Genomic DNA, 16,104 nt, shown 5'->3' on the forward strand with positions numbered 1-16,104 from the left:
TCGCGCGCAAGCGCGCTCCTACAACAACAGACCCACACCATGTCCGATCCCGTCCGCCTTTCCCATCGCGTCTGCGAGCTGTTCGGGCTTTCCCGCGCCGATGCCGAGCAGTTCATCCAGAACGGCTGGGTATCGGTAGATGGCCAGGTGGTCGAGGCACCGCAGCACAGGGTCACGACCGAGCGCGTCGAACTGGATCCAAACGCTCGCCTGGACGCCGTGGAGCCCGCCACGATCCTGCTGCACAAGCCGGCGGGTATCGATATCGACGATGGCGGCAAGGTCATTCTTTCGTTGGTGACGCCGGAGACCCGTTGGGTCGACGATCCCAGCGGCGAGCGCCTGCTGCGTCGCCATTTCCATCGGTTAACTGCGCTGGTGCCTCTTGATGCCGAGGCCAGCGGCCTGGTCGTGCTCACCCAGGACGGCCGCGTCTGGCGCCGCCTGACCGAGGACGCCGCTCTTATCGAGCACGAGTACGTCGTGGAAGTGTCGGGTCAGATCGCGGCCGGCGGCCTGGAGCGCCTCGGTCACGGCCTCCGCTTCAACGGCTACGCGTTGCCGCCGTGCAAGGTCAGTTGGCAGAACGAGACCCGTCTGCGCTTCGCGATCAAGGGTGTCGGGGCGGGACAGTTGCGCGATATGTGCAAACAGGTCGGACTGGAGGTCGTGTCCATCCGCCGCCTGCGCATCGGGCGCGTCGCCCTGGGCAAGGGCCCGAACGGCGCGATGCCGGCAGGGACGTGGCGCTACCTCCCCGTAGGCGACCGCTTCTAACCCAGCCCTTGTAGGAGCGCGCTTGCGCGCGATCCCGCGTAGCGGGCCAGATTACCAATGCGAAATCAGTCCCAATCTTCCTCGGCGGCTTCACGCCCCTGCTGGCGGATGATCCATTCCTCGCGCGCGTCGTTGATGGACTGGCGCACGCTGTCGAGATCCACCTCGCTCTCGTCCGGCGTGAATTCGCCGGTCAGTTCGGTATCCGGAAGCAGGTCGCCCGCCTCGAACAGGGCCCACATCTCCTCGCCGTACCAGGTATCCAGCAGCTCCGGCGCCCAGCGTCCGAAATAGGCGGTGAGGTTGTTCACGTCGCGCAGCAGCATCGTGCGCGCGGCGTTGTTGCCGCCGGCGCTGACCACCTGCGGGAAATCGATCACCACCGGGCCGTCCGGGCCGACGAGCACGTTGTACGGCGAGAGATCGCCATGAATCAGGCCACAGCACAGCATCAGCACCACCTGGCGCACCAGCACCTGGTGGAAATCGCGGGCCTGCTCCGGCGTGAGTTCGACTTCGCCCAAGCGGGGGGCCGAGAAACCGTCGGGGTCGGTGACCAGTTCCATCACCAGCACGCCGTTGAAATAGCCGTAGGGTTCCGGCACGCGGACCCCGGCGGCGCGCAGCTGGTAGAGCGCGTCGACCTCGGTGTTCTTCCAGGCGTCTTCCTGCTGCTTGCGGCCGTACTTGGTGGCCTTGCCGATCGCGCGGGCCTCGCGGCTGCCGCGCACCTTGCGGCCTTCCTGATACTGCACACGTTGCTGGAAGCTGCGTTGCGCCATGTCCTTGTAAACCTTCGCGCAGCGCACGTCGTCGCCGGTACGAACGACGTACACGGCCGCTTCCTTGCCGCTCTTGAGCGGTCGCAGTACCTCGTCGATGACGCCGTCATCGATCAGCGCCTGCAAGCCTTGGGGAGTCTTCACGTATTTCTTGGGTGGTGTGGGCGCCGAAAGGGCGACCTCTAGCCATAAATTTTCGCATTTCCGCGCCATTGCCACCACGCCGCCGTCCAAAAACCGGGTATTCACATGGCCGTTGCTAGCCTTTGCCGCGAATTCCACGGAGGCAAGGGCCCGCCCATGATCGATTTTCTCGACCGTCTCGGCATTGACCACGCGACTCGCGTGCTGATCCTCGGCTACGGCATACGCATCGGCCTGTCGCTCGTCGCGCTGGTCATAGGTTTCTGGATCGCCGCACGCCTCGCCAACGTTGGCCGACGCGCCCTGGAGCGCGCCCGGGTCGACGTCACGCTGGCCAATTTCCTGCGCAATGGCATCTACGGCCTGCTGATCGCCTTCCTCATCGTCCAGGTGATGGGCATGGCGGGCATCCCCACGGCCTCGTTCATCGCAGCCCTCGGTGCGGCTGGCCTGGCCATCGGCCTGGCCCTGAACAGCTCGCTGTCCAACCTCGCTTGGGGGGTGCTGCTGATCATGTTCCGCCCCTTCCGCATCGGCGATTACGTGCTGGTCGGCGGCGTCGAGGGCACGGTGCAGAACATCAACCTGATGCACACCTACATCATCACCGCCGACAACCGCGAGGCGGTGGTGCCTAACGCGAAGGTGGGTGGCGACGCCATCATCAACTTCAACGTGCGCGGCACCCGCCGCTTCGAGTTCAAGGTGGGCATCGGCTACGGCGACGACATCGGCAAGGCCATGGAGGTGATCCAGGAACTGTTCGCCGCCGACCCGCGCATCCTCAAGGACCCGGCGCCCGGCGTGTGGACCGATACCCTCGGCAATTCCAACGTGAACCTGGTCATCCGCGGCTGGGCCACCGTGGCGGACATGTACGGCGCCCAGACCAACCTCCTGCGCCGCATCAAGGAACGCTTCGCCGAGGAGGGCCTCACCATCCCGTCGTCGCAGACCGATATCCGCCTGATCCAGCCCGGCCAGGCACCGAACTGACACCCACTGTAGGAGCGCGCTTGCGCGCGATGAGGCCTGCGAGGGCTTCGCAGATCGTTGTTCCTTCTTCGATTTGGGCCGGGGATCGCGCGCTAGCGCGTTCCTACAGAGAGGTTGGGGCGGCTTCAAACGCCCCAAACAACCGTTTGAATCGTGGGAATCGCCTCGCGAGGGATTACAATCGATGGGTTGCGCCGCAGCACGGCGCCCATCATTCCCCCGCCGCCGGGTTTGCCGCCCGTCGACGCAAGTTCCTGAGGAGGTTCCATGGCCGACGTCAAAGAAGCCCGCGTCCCCGATATCGGTGGAAAAGCGGTTCCCGTCATCGAAATCATGGTCAAGGTCGGCGATCGCGTCGAAAAGGACCAGAGCCTGGTGACGCTCGAATCCGACAAGGCCACGATGGAAGTTCCGGCGCCGTTCGCTGGCGTCATCAAGGAACTGAAGGTCAAGGTCGGTGACGAGGTCGACGAAGGCGCCGTGATCGCGCTGGTCGAAGCCGAGGGCGATGCCCCGGCCGCCAAGGCCGAAGCCCCGAAGCCGGCGGAAAAGGCCGCCACGCCCGCTCCGGCCGCTCCGGCACCGGCTCCGGCCGCCGCCAAGGCTGCTGCACCGTCGAAGGCCTCCGGCCCGGTCGACGTCAACGTCCCGGACATCGGCGGCAAGCCGGTGCCCATCATCGAGATCATGGTCAAGGTCGGCGACACGGTCGAAAAGGACCAGAGCCTCATGACCCTCGAGTCGGACAAGGCCACGATGGACATCCCGGCGCCTGCCGCCGGCGTCATCAAGGAGCTGAAGGTCAAGGTCGGTGACGAGGTCAACGACGGCGACCTGATCGCCATCCTCGAAGGCCAGGGCAGTGGCGAAGCCGCCGCGCCGGCGCCGACCAGCCAGCCGGTCGTGTCCGAGGCTCCGGCCCCGGCGCCAGCCCGTGAAGCCGCCCCGGCTCCGTCGAAGTCCGCCGAGGCGCCGGCCGGTGGCGCGCCGCGCACGCCGCCGGTGTCGTTCGATGCGTCCGTCATCATGCCGGGCAACGCCCCGTACGCCAGCCCCGCCGTGCGCGCCTTCGCGCGTGAGTTGGGCGTGGACGTCGCCGAGGTGAAGGGTAGCGGCCGTGGCGGTCGCATCCAGCGCGAAGACATCACCGCCTACGTCAAGAACGTGATGACCTCCGGTACGCGTCCGTCTGCCGGTGGCGCCGTCGCCGGCGGCAACGGCCTGACCCTGCTGCCGTGGCCGAAGGTCGACTTCTCGAAGTTCGGCGAGGTGGAAGAAAAGCCGCTCTCGCGCATCCAGAAGATCTCCGGCGCGAACCTCGCCCGCAACTGGGCGATGATCCCGCACGTCACGCAGTTCGAAGACGCTGACATCACCGAGCTGGAAGCCTTCCGCAAGAAGCTCGGCGAAGAGAACAAGGACCTCAAGGTCACCCCGCTGGTGTTCCAGATCAAGGCGGTGGTCGCGGCCCTCAAGAAATTCCCGACCTTCAACGCCTCGCTCGACGAAGCGGGCGAGAAGCTCACGCTCAAGAAGTACTTCCACGTCGGCATCGCCGTGGACACGCCGGACGGCCTGGTCGTGCCGGTGATCCGTGACGCCGACAAGAAGGGCCTGCTCGAACTCGCCGCCGAACTGGGCGAGATCTCGAAGAAGGCGCGCGACAAGAAGCTCACCGCCGCTGACATGTCCGGTGGCTGCTTCTCGATCTCCTCGCTCGGCGGCATCGGCGGCACGGCGTTCACGCCGATCGTCAACGCGCCGGAAGTGGCGATCCTCGGCGTCTCCAAGGCGCAGATGAAGCCGGTTTGGAACGGCAAGGAGTTCGCGCCGCGCCTGATGCTGCCGCTGTCGCTGTCGTACGACCATCGCGTCATCGACGGTGCGCTGGCTGCGCGCTTCGCCGTGTACCTGGCCCAGCAGCTCGGCGACATCCGTCGCCTGTTGCTCTGACGCGAGGGACACGGACATGGCAAACATCGAACTGAAGGTTCCCGACCTCGGCGGCTCGCACGACGTGCCGGTCATCGAGATCCTGGTCAAGGTCGGCGACACCGTCGAGAAGGACCAGAGCCTCATCACCCTCGAATCCGACAAGGCCACGATGGACGTGCCCGCCTCGCAGGCCGGCAAGATCGTCGAGATCAAGGTTAAGGTCGGCACCGAGGTGAACGAAGGCACGGTCATCGCCACCATCGAAGCGGCTGGCGACTCGTCGTCGGAGAAGGCCGTCGGCCAGGCCGCCATGAAGGAAGCACCGGCAGCCGCGACTCCGTCGCCCGCCCCGCCGCCGCCGAAGCCGGAAGCCCCGCGCGCCGCCGCGCCGCAGGCGGCCGGTGCCTCGGGTCGCAAGGCCGACATCGAATGCCAGCTCGTCGTGCTCGGTTCGGGCCCGGGCGGCTACACCGCCGCCTTCCGCGGTGCGGACGTCGGCCTCGACACCGTGCTGGTAGAGCGCTACGAAACACTCGGCGGCGTCTGCCTCAACGTGGGCTGCATCCCGTCGAAGGCGCTGCTGCATGCGGCGGCCGTGATCGAGGAAGCCGAAGCCATCGGCGCGCACGGCATCAGCTTCGGCAAGCCGAAGATCGATCTCGACAAGCTGCGATCGTTCAAGGAAAAGGTGGTCGATCAGCTCACCGGCGGCCTCGGCAAGATGGCCAAGGCGCGCAAGGTGCGTACCGTCACCGGCGTCGGTAGCTTCATCTCGCCCAACGAGATGGAAGTGCAGACGGCCGAGGGCGTGAAGCTCATCCGCTTCGAGAACGCCATCATCGCCGCCGGCTCGCAGTCGGTGAAGCTGCCGTCGTTCCCGTGGGACGACGAGCGCGTCATCGATTCCACCGGCGCGCTCGAACTGCGTGACGTGCCGAAGAAGCTGCTCGTCGTCGGCGGCGGCATCATCGGCCTGGAAATGGCCACCGTCTACGCCTCGCTGGGCGCGGATGTCACCGTCGTCGAACTCGCCGACCAGCTCATGCCGGGCGCCGACATCGACCTGGTGAAGCCGCTGCAGCAGCGCATCGCCAAGCGCTACAAGGGCATCCACCTGAAGACCAAGGTGGTGAAGGCCGAAGCGACGAAAAAGGGCATCGAAGTCACCTTCGAAGGCGAAAGCATCCCCGAGACCACGCTATTCGATCGCGTGCTGGTGTCGGTCGGCCGTTCGCCGAACGGCAATAAGGTCGGCGCCGAGAAGGCCGGTGTGGAAGTTACCGATCGCGGTTTCATCCCGGTCGATCGCCAGATGCGCACCAACGTGAAGCACATTTTCGCCATCGGCGATCTCGTGGGCCAGCCGATGCTGGCGCACAAGGCCACGCATGAGGCCAAGGTCGCGGCGGAATGCGCGGCGGGCATGAAGAGCTTCTTCGACGCACGCGTGATCCCGTCAGTGGCCTACACCGATCCGGAAATCGCCTGGGTCGGCGTGACCGAGCGCGAGGCGAAGGAAAAGGGCCTGAAGATCGGCGTCGGCAAGTTCCCGTGGGTGGCCTCCGGTCGCGCCATCGGCATTGACCGCACCGAAGGCTTCACCAAGCTGCTGTTCGACGAGGAAACCCATCGCATCGTCGGCGCCGGCATCGTCGGTCCGCATGCGGGCGACCTCATCTCCGAACTCGCCCTGGCGATCGAAATGGGTTGCGAAGCCGGCGACATCGGCCGCACCGTGCATCCCCACCCCACGCTCGGCGAATCCGTCGGCATGGCGGCCGAGGTGTACGAGGGCACGATCACCGATTTGTATATTCCGAAAAAGAAGTAACGTTCCGCTCAAGAAACACCCGGTAAGCGACCTCGTCGCCTATCGGGTGTTTTTTTATGCCTGGCATGTGCGAGATCGCGTCTCCGGCGCGAACCACTTTTCTGTAGGAGCGCGCTTGCGCGCGATCACACGTCGCGATATGCCCCATCGCGCGCAAGCGCGCTCCTACAGCCAGATGGCGTTCCAGTAGGGGTAGTCGCCGATGTGGTTTACGAGGCCGGCACGTAGCGGATTGGCCACGATATAGCGAGCGACCGCACGTAGGTTTTCGTCTGTTCGCAAAGCGCGATCGTGGAAAGCGCGCTGCCAGAGTGGAGACGTACGTCCTTGCGTCTTGAATGTTCGGGTGAGGCGCGACCGCAAGCTCGCCACGACACGGGACAGCTCCCGGTCACCCAACTTCACCATGACATGGATATGGTCCGGCATGACGACCCACGCCAGGCACTCGGCACCTTTCCATGTCGTAGGGGCATGGATGAGTCGCGAGGCTATCCGTGCCGCACGATAGTCGCGAAACACCGGCGCCCGGTTCCAGGTGACGCATGTGATGACATAGACGCGGCCCGGTTCCGAGACCCGGCCGTGGCGTAGCGAAGCATGTCCGCGTTTCCAACTCATCTGGGAACGATGGCGATCCTGGATTGTTCGCGATATCGGTGAATATCTCCGGATGTTGTAGGAGCGCGCTTGCGCGCGATGGGAGCTGGCGGCGACCTGCCATCGCGCGCAAGCGCGCTCCTACAGACAGGTTGTAGCCATATCGCAAAGGTCGGCCGCTTGTGGCATCGTCGCCCGATGCCAGCCCCTCAGCCAGCTCATTACCTCCGTCGCCTGGGCATCTGGGATGCCGCGATGATCGTTATCGGCGGAGTCATCGGGGCGGGCATCTTCCGTACGCCGGCGGCGGTCGCCAAGAGCACCGGGTCCGGTTGGGAGGTGTTGCTGCTCTGGACCATCGGTGGACTGCTGACCCTGGCCGGCGTCCTCTGCTACGCCGAACTGGGTGCCCGGCGCCCGCAGGCCGGTGGCACCTACGTCTACCTGCGCGAGGCCTTCGGGCAGCTTCCGGCCTTCCTGTTCGGCTGGACGATGGCGTTGATCAACTACCCCGGCAGTGTCGCCGCGGTGGCCACCACGTTTGCCGACTACGCCACCCGGGCTATCGGGCTTCCGCACGAGTGGGTCAAGCCCGTCGCCGTCGGCGCCATTAGCTTCATCGTGGCGGTGAACCTGTTTGGCATCCGCGCCGGTGCCCTGGTGCAGAACATCTTCACCGTGCTGAAACTCGGCGCCGTGGCGCTCCTGATCGTCGTCGGCCTATATCTCGCGCATGGCCACCTCGGCCTCGCCTTCGCCCCGGACACCACTCGCGATGTGCCGGCCGGCATGGTCGTCGGTGCGTTGCTTCCCGCGATGTTCGCCTATGGCGGCTTCCACTACCTCAACGATCTCGCCGGCGAAGTCCGCGATCCGCAGCGCACGCTGCCCCGCGCCCTCGGCCTGGGCATGGCCAGTGTCGTCGTCTGCTACGTGCTGGTGAACGTCGCCTACATGGCCGGCCTGGGTCACGCGGGCCTTGCCGCAAGCACCGCGCCGGCCGCCGATTTGATGCGCCGTGTGTTTGGGGAATCTGGCGCGACGGTCATCGCCGTCGGTATCGCATGCTCCACGTTCGGCTATTGCAGCATCGCCATCGCCGGCGGTGCCCGCGTGCTGCAGGTGATGAGCGCGGATGGCATGTTCTTCCGTCCCATCGCCCGCATCGAACCCCGCACCGGCGCGCCGCAGGTCGCGCTCATCGCCCTGGGTGGCTGGGCGATCGCGCTGATCCTGTCCGGCAGCTTCGAAGCCTTGGTCGACTACACCACGGTCGGCGAGTGGCTATCGCATGCCTTCGGCATCGCGACGATCTTCTGGTATCGCCGCAAGCTGACGTCCGAGCCGTCGCCGTACCTTGTGCCCGGCTATCCCTGGCTGCCGTTGATCTTCACCACGACGGTGCTCTGCGTCATCGTCGCCACAGCCATCGCACAACCGCAGAACGCCGGCATGAGCCTGCTGATCATCGCGATCGGCGTGCCGACGTATTACCTGTGGCGGCGTCGCCTGAATCGCGCGAAGTAAGCGGCTGTCATCGGCCTGTTGCCGGCTGCCGTCGGATCGCCGCTGAAGCGGCTCCCATCCGAAGGGGTGGGAGCGGACCGTGTCCGCGATCCGGCGGCAGCCGGCACGGGCCGGTGTCGTCGGATGTTCATCTGTTCCGTGGCACAGTCGGCCGATGCGTCCACTCATCTCCCTCCTGCTGTTAGGTGCCAGTGCTTCCGCGCACGCGGAAACGCTGGATCTTGCGAATCCAGGCGCCACGCTCCAGGTGAGCGCGAAGGACGCCACGCTAGACCCCACGGTCCGCAAGGCCGCCGACGGGCGTAGCCTCGTGGCTGCCACGTTCCGGCCATCGCCATCGCCGTCGCTGGTGCTCGCGCCGAAACAAGGTTCGTGGCATTGGCCTGCCAGCGGCACGTTACGTTTGGACGTGCAGAACGGCATGCCCTGGCCGGTGACGCTGGTGGTCGATATCGCCTCGGGCGACAAGCATCTGAAGACCACGGTCGGGCTGCCCCCCGGGCCGCCGCAGGTCCTCTCGATTCCGCTCGCGGCGACATCGCCGCGTGCGTTCGGCATGCAGGTCGGTCCGCCGATGCCGTTCGACGACGGCAAGACAAAACGCCTGGTTGCCACCAGTGTCGATGGTGCGATCGACGGCGGCGCGGTCACGACGGTTACGTTGTCGATGCCGCAGCCGGGTGCTGCGCAAACCGTGCTCTTCGGCAAGGTGGACGCCGTTCCCGGGGACGCGGATCTGCGTGCCGCCTACACCGGCATCGTCGATCGCTACGGGCAGTTCACCCGGACCACCTGGCCGGAAAAGATCGACAGCGACGCTTCGCTGAAACAGCGCGCGAACGCCGTCACCGCACCGGCCGAGGTGCGCGGACTCGACCGTTACGGCGGCCGAACCGACCTGCCGGCGTTGAAGGTCACCGGCTGGTTCCACACGCAAAAGCAGGGCGGCCGCTGGTGGCTGGTCTCGCCGGAAGGCCACGCCTTCTTCTCGCTCGGCGTCAACGCGGTGAATCGCACCGACGGCCGCACCTACGTGCAGGGCCGCGAGTTCATGTTCACCGACACTGCTGGCGCGAAGGGTGCCTTTGGTGGGGCTTCCGACAGTCGCAGCGACAACGGTTCGCAGCGCGACAACGGAATGAATCATGGCCGCTGGTGGGACATCTACGCGAACAACGTCGCCCGCACGCTCGATGGCGACGTCGAAGCCGCCTGGCGCAAGCGCAGCGCCGATCGCCTGCGTGCCTGGCGCTTCAATACGCTGGGCAACTGGAGCGATCCCGCATTCGCGAACGACAAGCGCATGGCCTACACCGTGCCGATCCTGATCCACGGCGACTTCAACACGGTGAGCACGGGATACGACTACTGGGGACGCATGCCCGATCCCTTCGATCCGCGTTTCGTCCGCGCGACGGAAGCGGCGATCGCCAACGCGACAAACGGTGTGCGCGACGATCCCTGGTTGCTGGGCTACTTCGCGGATAACGAACTGGCATGGGCAGGGCAGGGGCCGCAGGGCCGCTGGGCGCTCGCGGTGGGTGCGCTGGCGCAGGGGCCGGACAGTCCCGCGAAACAGGCCTTCCTCGAATACCTGAAGAAAACCTACCCGGACGCGGGTGCCTTCGCCAAGGCCTGGGGCGTGGAAGCACCAGACTGGAATCGTGTCGCCGCGACCGGTTTCCATGCGCCCGATCCTTCCGAAGCGCATCCCGCCATCGCCAGCGACTACATCGCCTTCCTGAAACTGTATGCGACGCGCTACTTCCAGACGGTCGCCGACACGTTGAAGAAGACCGATCCGCACCACCTGTTCCTCGGCGGCCGTCTCGCGGTGCGCACGCCCGAGGTGGAGGAAGCCAGCTCGCGCTTCGCCGACGTCACCAGCATCAACACCTATACCGACCTGCCGGAACACGGTTTCGACGTGGCCGAATTCAAGCGGTGGGACAAGCCGGTCCTGATCACCGAATTCCACTTCGGGTCGGCGGATCGCGGTCCGTTCGGCAATGGCGTGGCGGCCGTGGCGAGCGAGGACGAGCGGGGCAAGGCCTATGCGCGTTTCGTAGACGCGGCCGCCGCCTCGGGCGTCGTCGTGGGCACCCACTGGTTCCAGTACGTGGACCAGCCGGTCACCGGGCGCATCCTCGATGGCGAGAACGCACATATCGGGCTTGTCGGCATCACCGACATCCCGTTCGAAGGGTTTACCCGCGCCGTGACGACCGTCAACGCGCGCGTTGGCGGCGGATCAGGCGGCGGGCGATAGTTGCAAGCCGACGCGGGTCTCCCGAATCACGTTACGGCCCAGCGCGAAGGCGAACGGCTCGGCGATGCCTACCAGTGCGCTGATGGCGACGTTCTGGTTCACCGCGTAGCTCATGGAAAAGGCAATGCTGAAATGCGTCGCCGCGTACTTGATCTTCCTGGCCATGGCCGGACTCTCCAATAAGAATGAATCTCATTATGGGGATGGCATTCCCGGAGTCCAACTGATGGTTTGGATGATACCGATAGATCTTTTCTATCGATGGACGGTCGTCCCCACCACCATCACGACGACCATGACCAGGGCCACCGCCATGCAGGCGCTGGTGGGCTTGACCCGTCGCGCGTCCACGCGGGGCACGAGGCGCCACACCAGGAAAGCACCCAGCAGCATGTCGGCCACCAGCACGCCGCGCATCCAGGGCAGGGCGAACAGCGACTGCCCGACGGCGGCCCCGTGCTGGGCGGCGATCACGAGTCCGCAGGTCGCCACGATCGCCAGGGCCCAGAGCAGGCTGGCGAAGTACGCCCGGTTGAACACCACGGGCACGCGCTCGAGCCAGCGCAGGCTGGCCCATACCATCACCGCCGGAACGACGGCGGCGGCGCTGGAATAGATGATCCACCAGATGGCGGCCGAGAGCAGGGTCAGCAGCGACTGGGTCATCAGTCGCTGACACCGAAGCGGCGTAGCGCCTTGCTCATCAGCCAGGCGGGGCCGATGAGCAGGTACTGGAGGTCGGTGAAGAAAGATGGGCGGCGGCCCTCGATCTTGTGGCCGATGAACTGGCCGACCCAGGCCACCACGAAGACGCCGATCGCCAGCCAGGCCAGGCCGGTCATGCCGATGCTGCGGTAGAGCAGGTCGGTGACCAGGGCCAGCACGATAAAGGCCCCCGCCATGGCCAGGCCGACCTTTCGCGACAGCCGGTAGTAGTAGAAGCAGAACGCCAGGAACATCGCCAGCACGGCCCAAAGACCAGGTCGGCCGAGCCAGGACGGCACCGGAATGAGCCAGACCAGGGCGACGACGGTCCAGGTGATCGCCGGCACGCAGATCCAGTGGATCAGGCGGTTGGTGGGGTTCTGGTGGTCGCGGCTGTAGTTGCCGAACCAGGTGGCTGCGTCGCGCATGGGCTGGAGGTTCTTTTTTGGCGGAAAGCGTCCTCGTTGGGACGCTTCCACCTTCTACACCGCCAAGGCGGCGCGCTCAATTCGCGGCGCCGCATTTCGTGCCGCGTCGGGTCGATCAGCTCAGGCGCAGATCGGCGAGCCGGTCCAGCGCTTCCGCGTACTTGGCGGCCGTGCCGTCGATGACGTCGGCGGGCACTTTCGGGGCGGGCGGCTGCTTGTTCCAGCCGATCTGCTCCAGGTAATCGCGCACGAACTGCTTGTCGTAGCTGGGCGGGCTGATGCCCACATCGTACTGGTCCGCAGGCCAGAACCGCGAGGAATCCGGGGTGAGCATCTCGTCCATCACGTGCAGCACGCCGTGTTCGTCGGTGCCGAACTCGAGCTTGGTGTCGGCGATGATCACGCCGCGCTCGGCGGCGTAGGCGGCGGCGAAGGCGTAGATCTTCAGCGTGGCCTCGCGCACGGCGTTGGCCAGATCCGCGCCGACATCGGCCACCACCTTCTCGAAGCTGACGTTCTCGTCGTGGTCGCCCACGGCGGCCTTGGTCGAGGGGGTGAAGATCGCTTCGGGCAGCTTCTGCGCCTGCTTCAGGCCTTCCGGCAACCGGATGCCGCAGATGTCGCCGCTGGCCTGGTAGGACTTCCAGCCCGAGCCGATGATGTAGCCACGGGCGATCGCCTCGACCGGCACCGGCTTCAGGCGCTTGGTGATCACGGCGCGCTTTTCGTAGAGCTTCGGGTCCACGCCGGCCGGCAGCACCGAGGCGACGTCTTCACCGGTGAGGTGATTCGGAAGGATGTGCGCCGTCTTGGCGAACCAGAAGTTGGAGATCTGGGTGAGCATCTCGCCCTTGCCCGGAATCGGATCGGGCAGCACCACGTCGAAGGCCGAGAGCCGGTCCGTCGCCACCATGAGCAGGCGGTTGCCGGGCAGGGCGTAGACGTCGCGGACCTTGCCGCGATGGATGAGGTCCAGGCCGGGCAGGTCGGATTGGCTCAGGGTGGTGGGCACGGCGGGGCTCCGGTGAGGCGGGGAATCCCCTCATTGTACCGGCCCCTCCCCATGTAGGAGCGCGCTCGCGCACGATAAACCCACGAAGCGATGACGCCGGATCCGACTTGTCGCAGGCCGCGCCACACAGCGCGGTCCGTGCGGACGCCCTGCTAGAATCTGCGACTTCAGCCCCCACGAATTGTCCATGCGAATCCTGACGACCGCGGCAATCGCCCTGGCCCTGTGTGCCCCTGTCCTCGCCGCGCCGCCTGCGAAGCCGGCGCGCCTGGGGCTGTGCGCGGCGTGCCACGGCGAAAACGGCATGGCGCGGATTCCCGGGGCCCCGAATCTCGCCGGGCAGAAACCCGACTACCTGCGCGAGGCCTTGCGCCAGTACCGCGACGGCCGCCGCGACATCCCCGTGATGCGCGCCGCGGTCGGTCCCCTCTCCGATGCGGAGCTCGACCAGCTCGTCGAGTGGTTCTCCGCCCAGACCCCTTCCAGGGCCGCTCCATGAACTTCTCCGGTACTCTCATCGGCGCCGTGATCGGCATGTGGCTCACCCACAACCTGCTCGGCGCCCTCGTCGGCGGCGCGCTGGGCTTCATGTTCGACGCCAGTCGGCAGCAACGCCGCCGCGCGCCGACCCAGGGTGGCTACGTGGGCCCGCTGTTCGCCCTGATCGGCGCGGTGGCCAAGGCCGACGGCCGTATCTCCGAAGCCGAGATCGCCATCGCCGAACGCATGATGTCGCGCATGGGCCTCGACCAGGACGCGCGCCGCCAGGCCATCGAGGCCTTCAACGAGGGCAAGCAGCCCGAGTTCAACGCCACCCAGGTCATCGACGAGCTGCGCCAGTGGGTCGGCCACCGCCGCGACCACGCCTTCCCGGTGATCGATGTCGTGATCGACACGGTGCTGGCCGAGGGCGCCCCCTCGCCCGAGAAGATGGCGATCCTGCGCCAGCTGGCCTTCGCGCTGCGCGTGAGCGACATGGAGCTGATGGCGCTCATGGCGATGAAGGGCTATGCCTGGAACGGCGCCACTGGCGGCGGCCGCAGTCATGGCGGTGGTGGCTATGTGCCGCCGCAGCGAAATACCCAGGGCCCCGATCCGTACACCGTGCTCGGCATCCAGCGCGATGCCGACGAGCGTGCGGTCAAGCGCGCCTATCGCAAGCTGATCTCGGAAAACCATCCCGATCGTCTCGGCGATCTGCCGGAAGACATGCGACGCGGCGCGGAAGCACGCGCCAGCGAGATCAACGCGGCGTACGAGCGCATCAAGGCCGAACGCGGTTTCAAATAGATCATGTAGGAGCGCGCTTGCGCGCGATAAGCCAACGAAGCGGTGACGCGGTAGGCTGCGGTCGCACGCAAGCGCGCTCCTACAAGGTTGATATCCCCAGGCGAACCCACAAGGTACCGATCATGGCCAAGCAATCCCCCATTATCGCCCCGTCCATCCTTTCCGCCGACTTCGCCCGACTTGGCGAGGACACGCGCAAGGTCCTCGACGCCGGCGCGCAGTGGGTGCACTTCGACGTGATGGACAACCACTACGTGCCCAACCTCACCATCGGACCGATGGTGCTCAAGGCGCTGCGCGACTACGGCATCACCGAACACATCGACGTGCACCTCATGGTGAAGCCGGTGGACCGCATCGTGCCGGACTTCGCCAAGGCCGGCGCGCGCAGCATCAGCTTCCATCCCGAAGCCTCCGAGCATGTGGATCGCACCCTCCAGCTGATCAAGGATGAAGGCTGCCAGGCGGGCCTGGTGTTCAATCCGGCCACATCGCTGGACTGGCTCGACCACGTGATGGACAAGATCGACACCATTCTCATCATGTCGGTGAACCCGGGCTTCGGCGGCCAGAAGTTCATCCCGCACGCGCTGGAGAAGATCCGCCAGGCCCGCGAGCGCATCGATGCCAGCGGCCGCGCCATCCGTCTCGAAGTGGACGGTGGCGTCAACGTCGACAACATCGGCCAGATCGCCGCTGCCGGCGCGGACACCTTCGTGGCCGGTTCGGCCATCTTCACCGCCCCCGACTACGCGGACGTGATCCGCCGCATGCACGCGGCCATCGACGCCGCTTGAGGCGCTACGACGGCGGAGCCTCCGTGGTGGTATGTTCCTCGCTGCTCGGGGGAGCACATCACGGAGGAACCGCCGATGAAGACGTACGTCGTTCTATCGCTGTGCCTTGGCCTGACCCTTGCCACCGCCCTGCAGGCGGGCGAACGGCCTGAGCCGCTGCCGGACCAGAAGGACCAGGTGTCCAAGCTCATGGCGCCATGCCCTGCCGGACTGGAACGGTTTCTTCCGGGCGATTACTACTTCTGCGCCGCGACGCGGCATTACTGGAGCGGAGCCTTCGGTGCGGCCCGCGAAAGCCTCAAGGATGCTGCCGCCTGGGCGAGCAAGCCCGCGCAGTACGCCCTCGGCATCATGTACTTCAATGGCGACCGCACGGAAAAAAACCGGCCGCTGGGGCTAGCCTGGCTGGCCCTTGCCGCCGAGCGCCACGATCCCGTCTACGAGCCCGCTTTCATTTCGGCCTTCAAGTCGGTGTCGCCGGACGAACTCGCACAGGCCAATGTCTACTGGACAGAGCTGAAGGCGAAGTATGCCGATGCGGTGGCTGGCCCCCGTGCCGAACGCCGCTTCGATCGCGAATACCGACAGATCCTCTGGTTGGCCAACTTCGGTGGCGGCATCTTCATCGATGGCGTCACCGCGCCCAGCGGAACCGATCCCTCCATCGGAGGGGGCGTGCAGAGCGGCCTTTCGTTCACTCACTATCTGCGGGAGCAGAAGGAGGAGTTCTTCTATGGCTACTCCGAGCATGTGACGGTGGGCGACATGCAGTTGGTCCCCATCAGCGATGTGGTACGCCGCACGCAAAAAAGCTCCCCCGACCATCCGGTGGGGGAGTGAAGGGGCTCCGGGGGCGGAGCGTCCCGAGGGAAAGCGGAGTCAGGGCATAAACAGGGCTTCCGGCCCCGCGACCGGCGCGCGTCCCTGCGCGCCGGTCGTTCCTGTGCCGTCCCTGGCACGTTCCACGAAGTCAGTGCAGTCCGAACAGGATGCCCAGGACGAGTGCGCCAA

Annotated in this window: 16 protein-coding genes; 10 read left to right on the forward strand and 6 right to left on the reverse strand. The window is 66.1% G+C overall.

The annotated features are described in order from the left end of the window. Positions 1-39: 39 nt before the first annotated feature. Positions 40-777 (forward strand): rRNA pseudouridine synthase, encoded by a 738-nt coding sequence (locus tag GAK28_RS22195; protein ID WP_291784514.1) that lies wholly within the window; start codon positions 40-42, stop codon positions 775-777. Positions 778-842: 65 nt separating this feature from the next. On the opposite strand, the gene GAK28_RS22200 is transcribed toward GAK28_RS22195, so the two are convergent. Next, entirely contained in the window at positions 843-1,703 is an 861-nt protein-coding gene (locus GAK28_RS22200) for a PA4780 family RIO1-like protein kinase (protein ID WP_291784516.1), read from the reverse strand. 156 nt (positions 1,704-1,859) lie between these two features. Here GAK28_RS22200 and GAK28_RS22205 point away from each other — a divergent pair, with 156 nt between their 5' ends. From GAK28_RS22205 to lpdA, 3 genes are all read left to right on the forward strand, one after another. Next, entirely contained in the window at positions 1,860-2,699 is an 840-nt protein-coding gene (locus GAK28_RS22205; RefSeq protein ID WP_291784518.1) for a mechanosensitive ion channel domain-containing protein, read from the forward strand. A gap of 267 nt (positions 2,700-2,966) precedes the next feature. Further along, positions 2,967-4,652 carry a dihydrolipoyllysine-residue acetyltransferase gene (aceF, locus tag GAK28_RS22210; protein ID WP_291784520.1) on the forward strand — a complete coding sequence of 562 codons (1,686 nt, stop codon included), beginning with the start codon at positions 2,967-2,969 and terminating at the stop codon, positions 4,650-4,652. 16 nt (positions 4,653-4,668) lie between these two features. Continuing rightward, entirely contained in the window at positions 4,669-6,465 is a 1,797-nt protein-coding gene (gene lpdA / locus GAK28_RS22215) for a dihydrolipoyl dehydrogenase (RefSeq protein ID WP_291784522.1), read from the forward strand. 165 nt (positions 6,466-6,630) lie between these two features. Here lpdA and GAK28_RS22220 read toward each other — a convergent pair whose 3' ends face one another. After that, positions 6,631-7,086 carry a transposase gene (locus GAK28_RS22220; protein WP_291784524.1) on the reverse strand — a complete coding sequence of 152 codons (456 nt, stop codon included), beginning with the start codon at positions 7,084-7,086 and terminating at the stop codon, positions 6,631-6,633. Between the two features lie 177 nt (positions 7,087-7,263). On the opposite strand from GAK28_RS22220, the gene GAK28_RS22225 reads away from it, so the two are divergent. Together GAK28_RS22225 and GAK28_RS22230 are read left to right on the forward strand one after the other, a co-directional pair. Continuing rightward, on the forward strand, positions 7,264-8,592 hold the full coding sequence (locus GAK28_RS22225) for an amino acid permease (RefSeq protein WP_291784526.1): 1,329 nt from the start codon (positions 7,264-7,266) through the stop codon (positions 8,590-8,592). Positions 8,593-8,746: 154 nt separating this feature from the next. Then, on the forward strand, positions 8,747-10,861 hold the full coding sequence (locus GAK28_RS22230) for a beta-agarase (RefSeq protein ID WP_291784528.1): 2,115 nt from the start codon (positions 8,747-8,749) through the stop codon (positions 10,859-10,861). Here GAK28_RS22230 and GAK28_RS22235 read toward each other — a convergent pair. The 4 genes from GAK28_RS22235 to GAK28_RS22250 all read right to left on the reverse strand — a co-directional run bounded on the left by GAK28_RS22235 (position 10,844) and on the right by GAK28_RS22250 (position 13,006). After that, on the reverse strand, positions 10,844-11,026 hold the full coding sequence (locus tag GAK28_RS22235) for a DUF2061 domain-containing protein (RefSeq protein ID WP_291784530.1): 183 nt from the start codon (positions 11,024-11,026) through the stop codon (positions 10,844-10,846). The two genes, GAK28_RS22230 and GAK28_RS22235, sit on opposite strands and share 18 nt — an antisense overlap. Before the next feature lie 90 nt (positions 11,027-11,116). Continuing rightward, on the reverse strand, positions 11,117-11,527 hold the full coding sequence (locus GAK28_RS22240; RefSeq protein WP_291784532.1) for a hypothetical protein: 411 nt from the start codon (positions 11,525-11,527) through the stop codon (positions 11,117-11,119). Then, positions 11,527-11,994 (reverse strand): Mpo1-like protein, encoded by a 468-nt coding sequence (locus GAK28_RS22245; RefSeq protein WP_291784534.1) that lies wholly within the window; start codon positions 11,992-11,994, stop codon positions 11,527-11,529. The genes GAK28_RS22240 and GAK28_RS22245 overlap by 1 nt, the downstream gene beginning before the upstream one ends. A 115-nt stretch (positions 11,995-12,109) precedes the next feature. Then, entirely contained in the window at positions 12,110-13,006 is an 897-nt protein-coding gene (locus tag GAK28_RS22250; protein ID WP_291784536.1) for a phosphoribosylaminoimidazolesuccinocarboxamide synthase, read from the reverse strand. A 187-nt stretch (positions 13,007-13,193) separates the two neighbouring features. Between GAK28_RS22250 and GAK28_RS22255 the strand changes: the two genes are divergently transcribed. From GAK28_RS22255 to GAK28_RS22270, 4 genes are all read left to right on the forward strand, one after another. Continuing rightward, a complete protein-coding gene (locus tag GAK28_RS22255) occupies positions 13,194-13,505 on the forward strand; it encodes a c-type cytochrome (RefSeq protein WP_291784539.1) in 312 nt (103 codons plus the stop codon). Continuing rightward, positions 13,502-14,296 (forward strand): co-chaperone DjlA, encoded by a 795-nt coding sequence (gene djlA / locus GAK28_RS22260; RefSeq protein ID WP_291784541.1) that lies wholly within the window; start codon positions 13,502-13,504, stop codon positions 14,294-14,296. Before GAK28_RS22255 ends, djlA begins: the two co-directional genes overlap by 4 nt. 122 nt (positions 14,297-14,418) lie before the next feature. Then, complete coding sequence (gene rpe / locus GAK28_RS22265) at positions 14,419-15,093, forward strand: ribulose-phosphate 3-epimerase (RefSeq protein ID WP_291784543.1); 675 nt, start codon at positions 14,419-14,421, stop codon at positions 15,091-15,093. A 75-nt stretch (positions 15,094-15,168) separates the two neighbouring features. Beyond that, on the forward strand, positions 15,169-15,933 hold the full coding sequence (locus tag GAK28_RS22270) for a hypothetical protein (RefSeq protein WP_291784545.1): 765 nt from the start codon (positions 15,169-15,171) through the stop codon (positions 15,931-15,933). The last annotated feature ends 171 nt before the right edge of the window (positions 15,934-16,104 follow it).

The organism is Luteibacter sp., assembly GCF_009912395.1.
GTDB lineage: Bacteria > Pseudomonadota > Gammaproteobacteria > Xanthomonadales > Rhodanobacteraceae > Luteibacter.

Coding starts and splice junctions, on each gene's coding strand:
- GAK28_RS22205 (WP_291784518.1), top strand. CDS start 1,860: ATGATCGATTTTCTCGACCGTCTCGGCATTGACCACGCGACTCGCGTG.
- aceF (WP_291784520.1), top strand. CDS start 2,967: ATGGCCGACGTCAAAGAAGCCCGCGTCCCCGATATCGGTGGAAAAGCG.
- GAK28_RS22195 (WP_291784514.1), top strand. CDS start 40: ATGTCCGATCCCGTCCGCCTTTCCCATCGCGTCTGCGAGCTGTTCGGG.
- GAK28_RS22270 (WP_291784545.1), top strand. CDS start 15,169: ATGAAGACGTACGTCGTTCTATCGCTGTGCCTTGGCCTGACCCTTGCC.
- GAK28_RS22225 (WP_291784526.1), top strand. CDS start 7,264: ATGCCAGCCCCTCAGCCAGCTCATTACCTCCGTCGCCTGGGCATCTGG.
- GAK28_RS22220 (WP_291784524.1), bottom strand. CDS start 7,086: ATGAGTTGGAAACGCGGACATGCTTCGCTACGCCACGGCCGGGTCTCG.
- GAK28_RS22245 (WP_291784534.1), bottom strand. CDS start 11,994: ATGCGCGACGCAGCCACCTGGTTCGGCAACTACAGCCGCGACCACCAG.
- GAK28_RS22235 (WP_291784530.1), bottom strand. CDS start 11,026: ATGGCCAGGAAGATCAAGTACGCGGCGACGCATTTCAGCATTGCCTTT.
- lpdA (WP_291784522.1), top strand. CDS start 4,669: ATGGCAAACATCGAACTGAAGGTTCCCGACCTCGGCGGCTCGCACGAC.
- rpe (WP_291784543.1), top strand. CDS start 14,419: ATGGCCAAGCAATCCCCCATTATCGCCCCGTCCATCCTTTCCGCCGAC.
- djlA (WP_291784541.1), top strand. CDS start 13,502: ATGAACTTCTCCGGTACTCTCATCGGCGCCGTGATCGGCATGTGGCTC.
- GAK28_RS22255 (WP_291784539.1), top strand. CDS start 13,194: ATGCGAATCCTGACGACCGCGGCAATCGCCCTGGCCCTGTGTGCCCCT.
- GAK28_RS22240 (WP_291784532.1), bottom strand. CDS start 11,527: ATGACCCAGTCGCTGCTGACCCTGCTCTCGGCCGCCATCTGGTGGATC.
- GAK28_RS22230 (WP_291784528.1), top strand. CDS start 8,747: ATGCGTCCACTCATCTCCCTCCTGCTGTTAGGTGCCAGTGCTTCCGCG.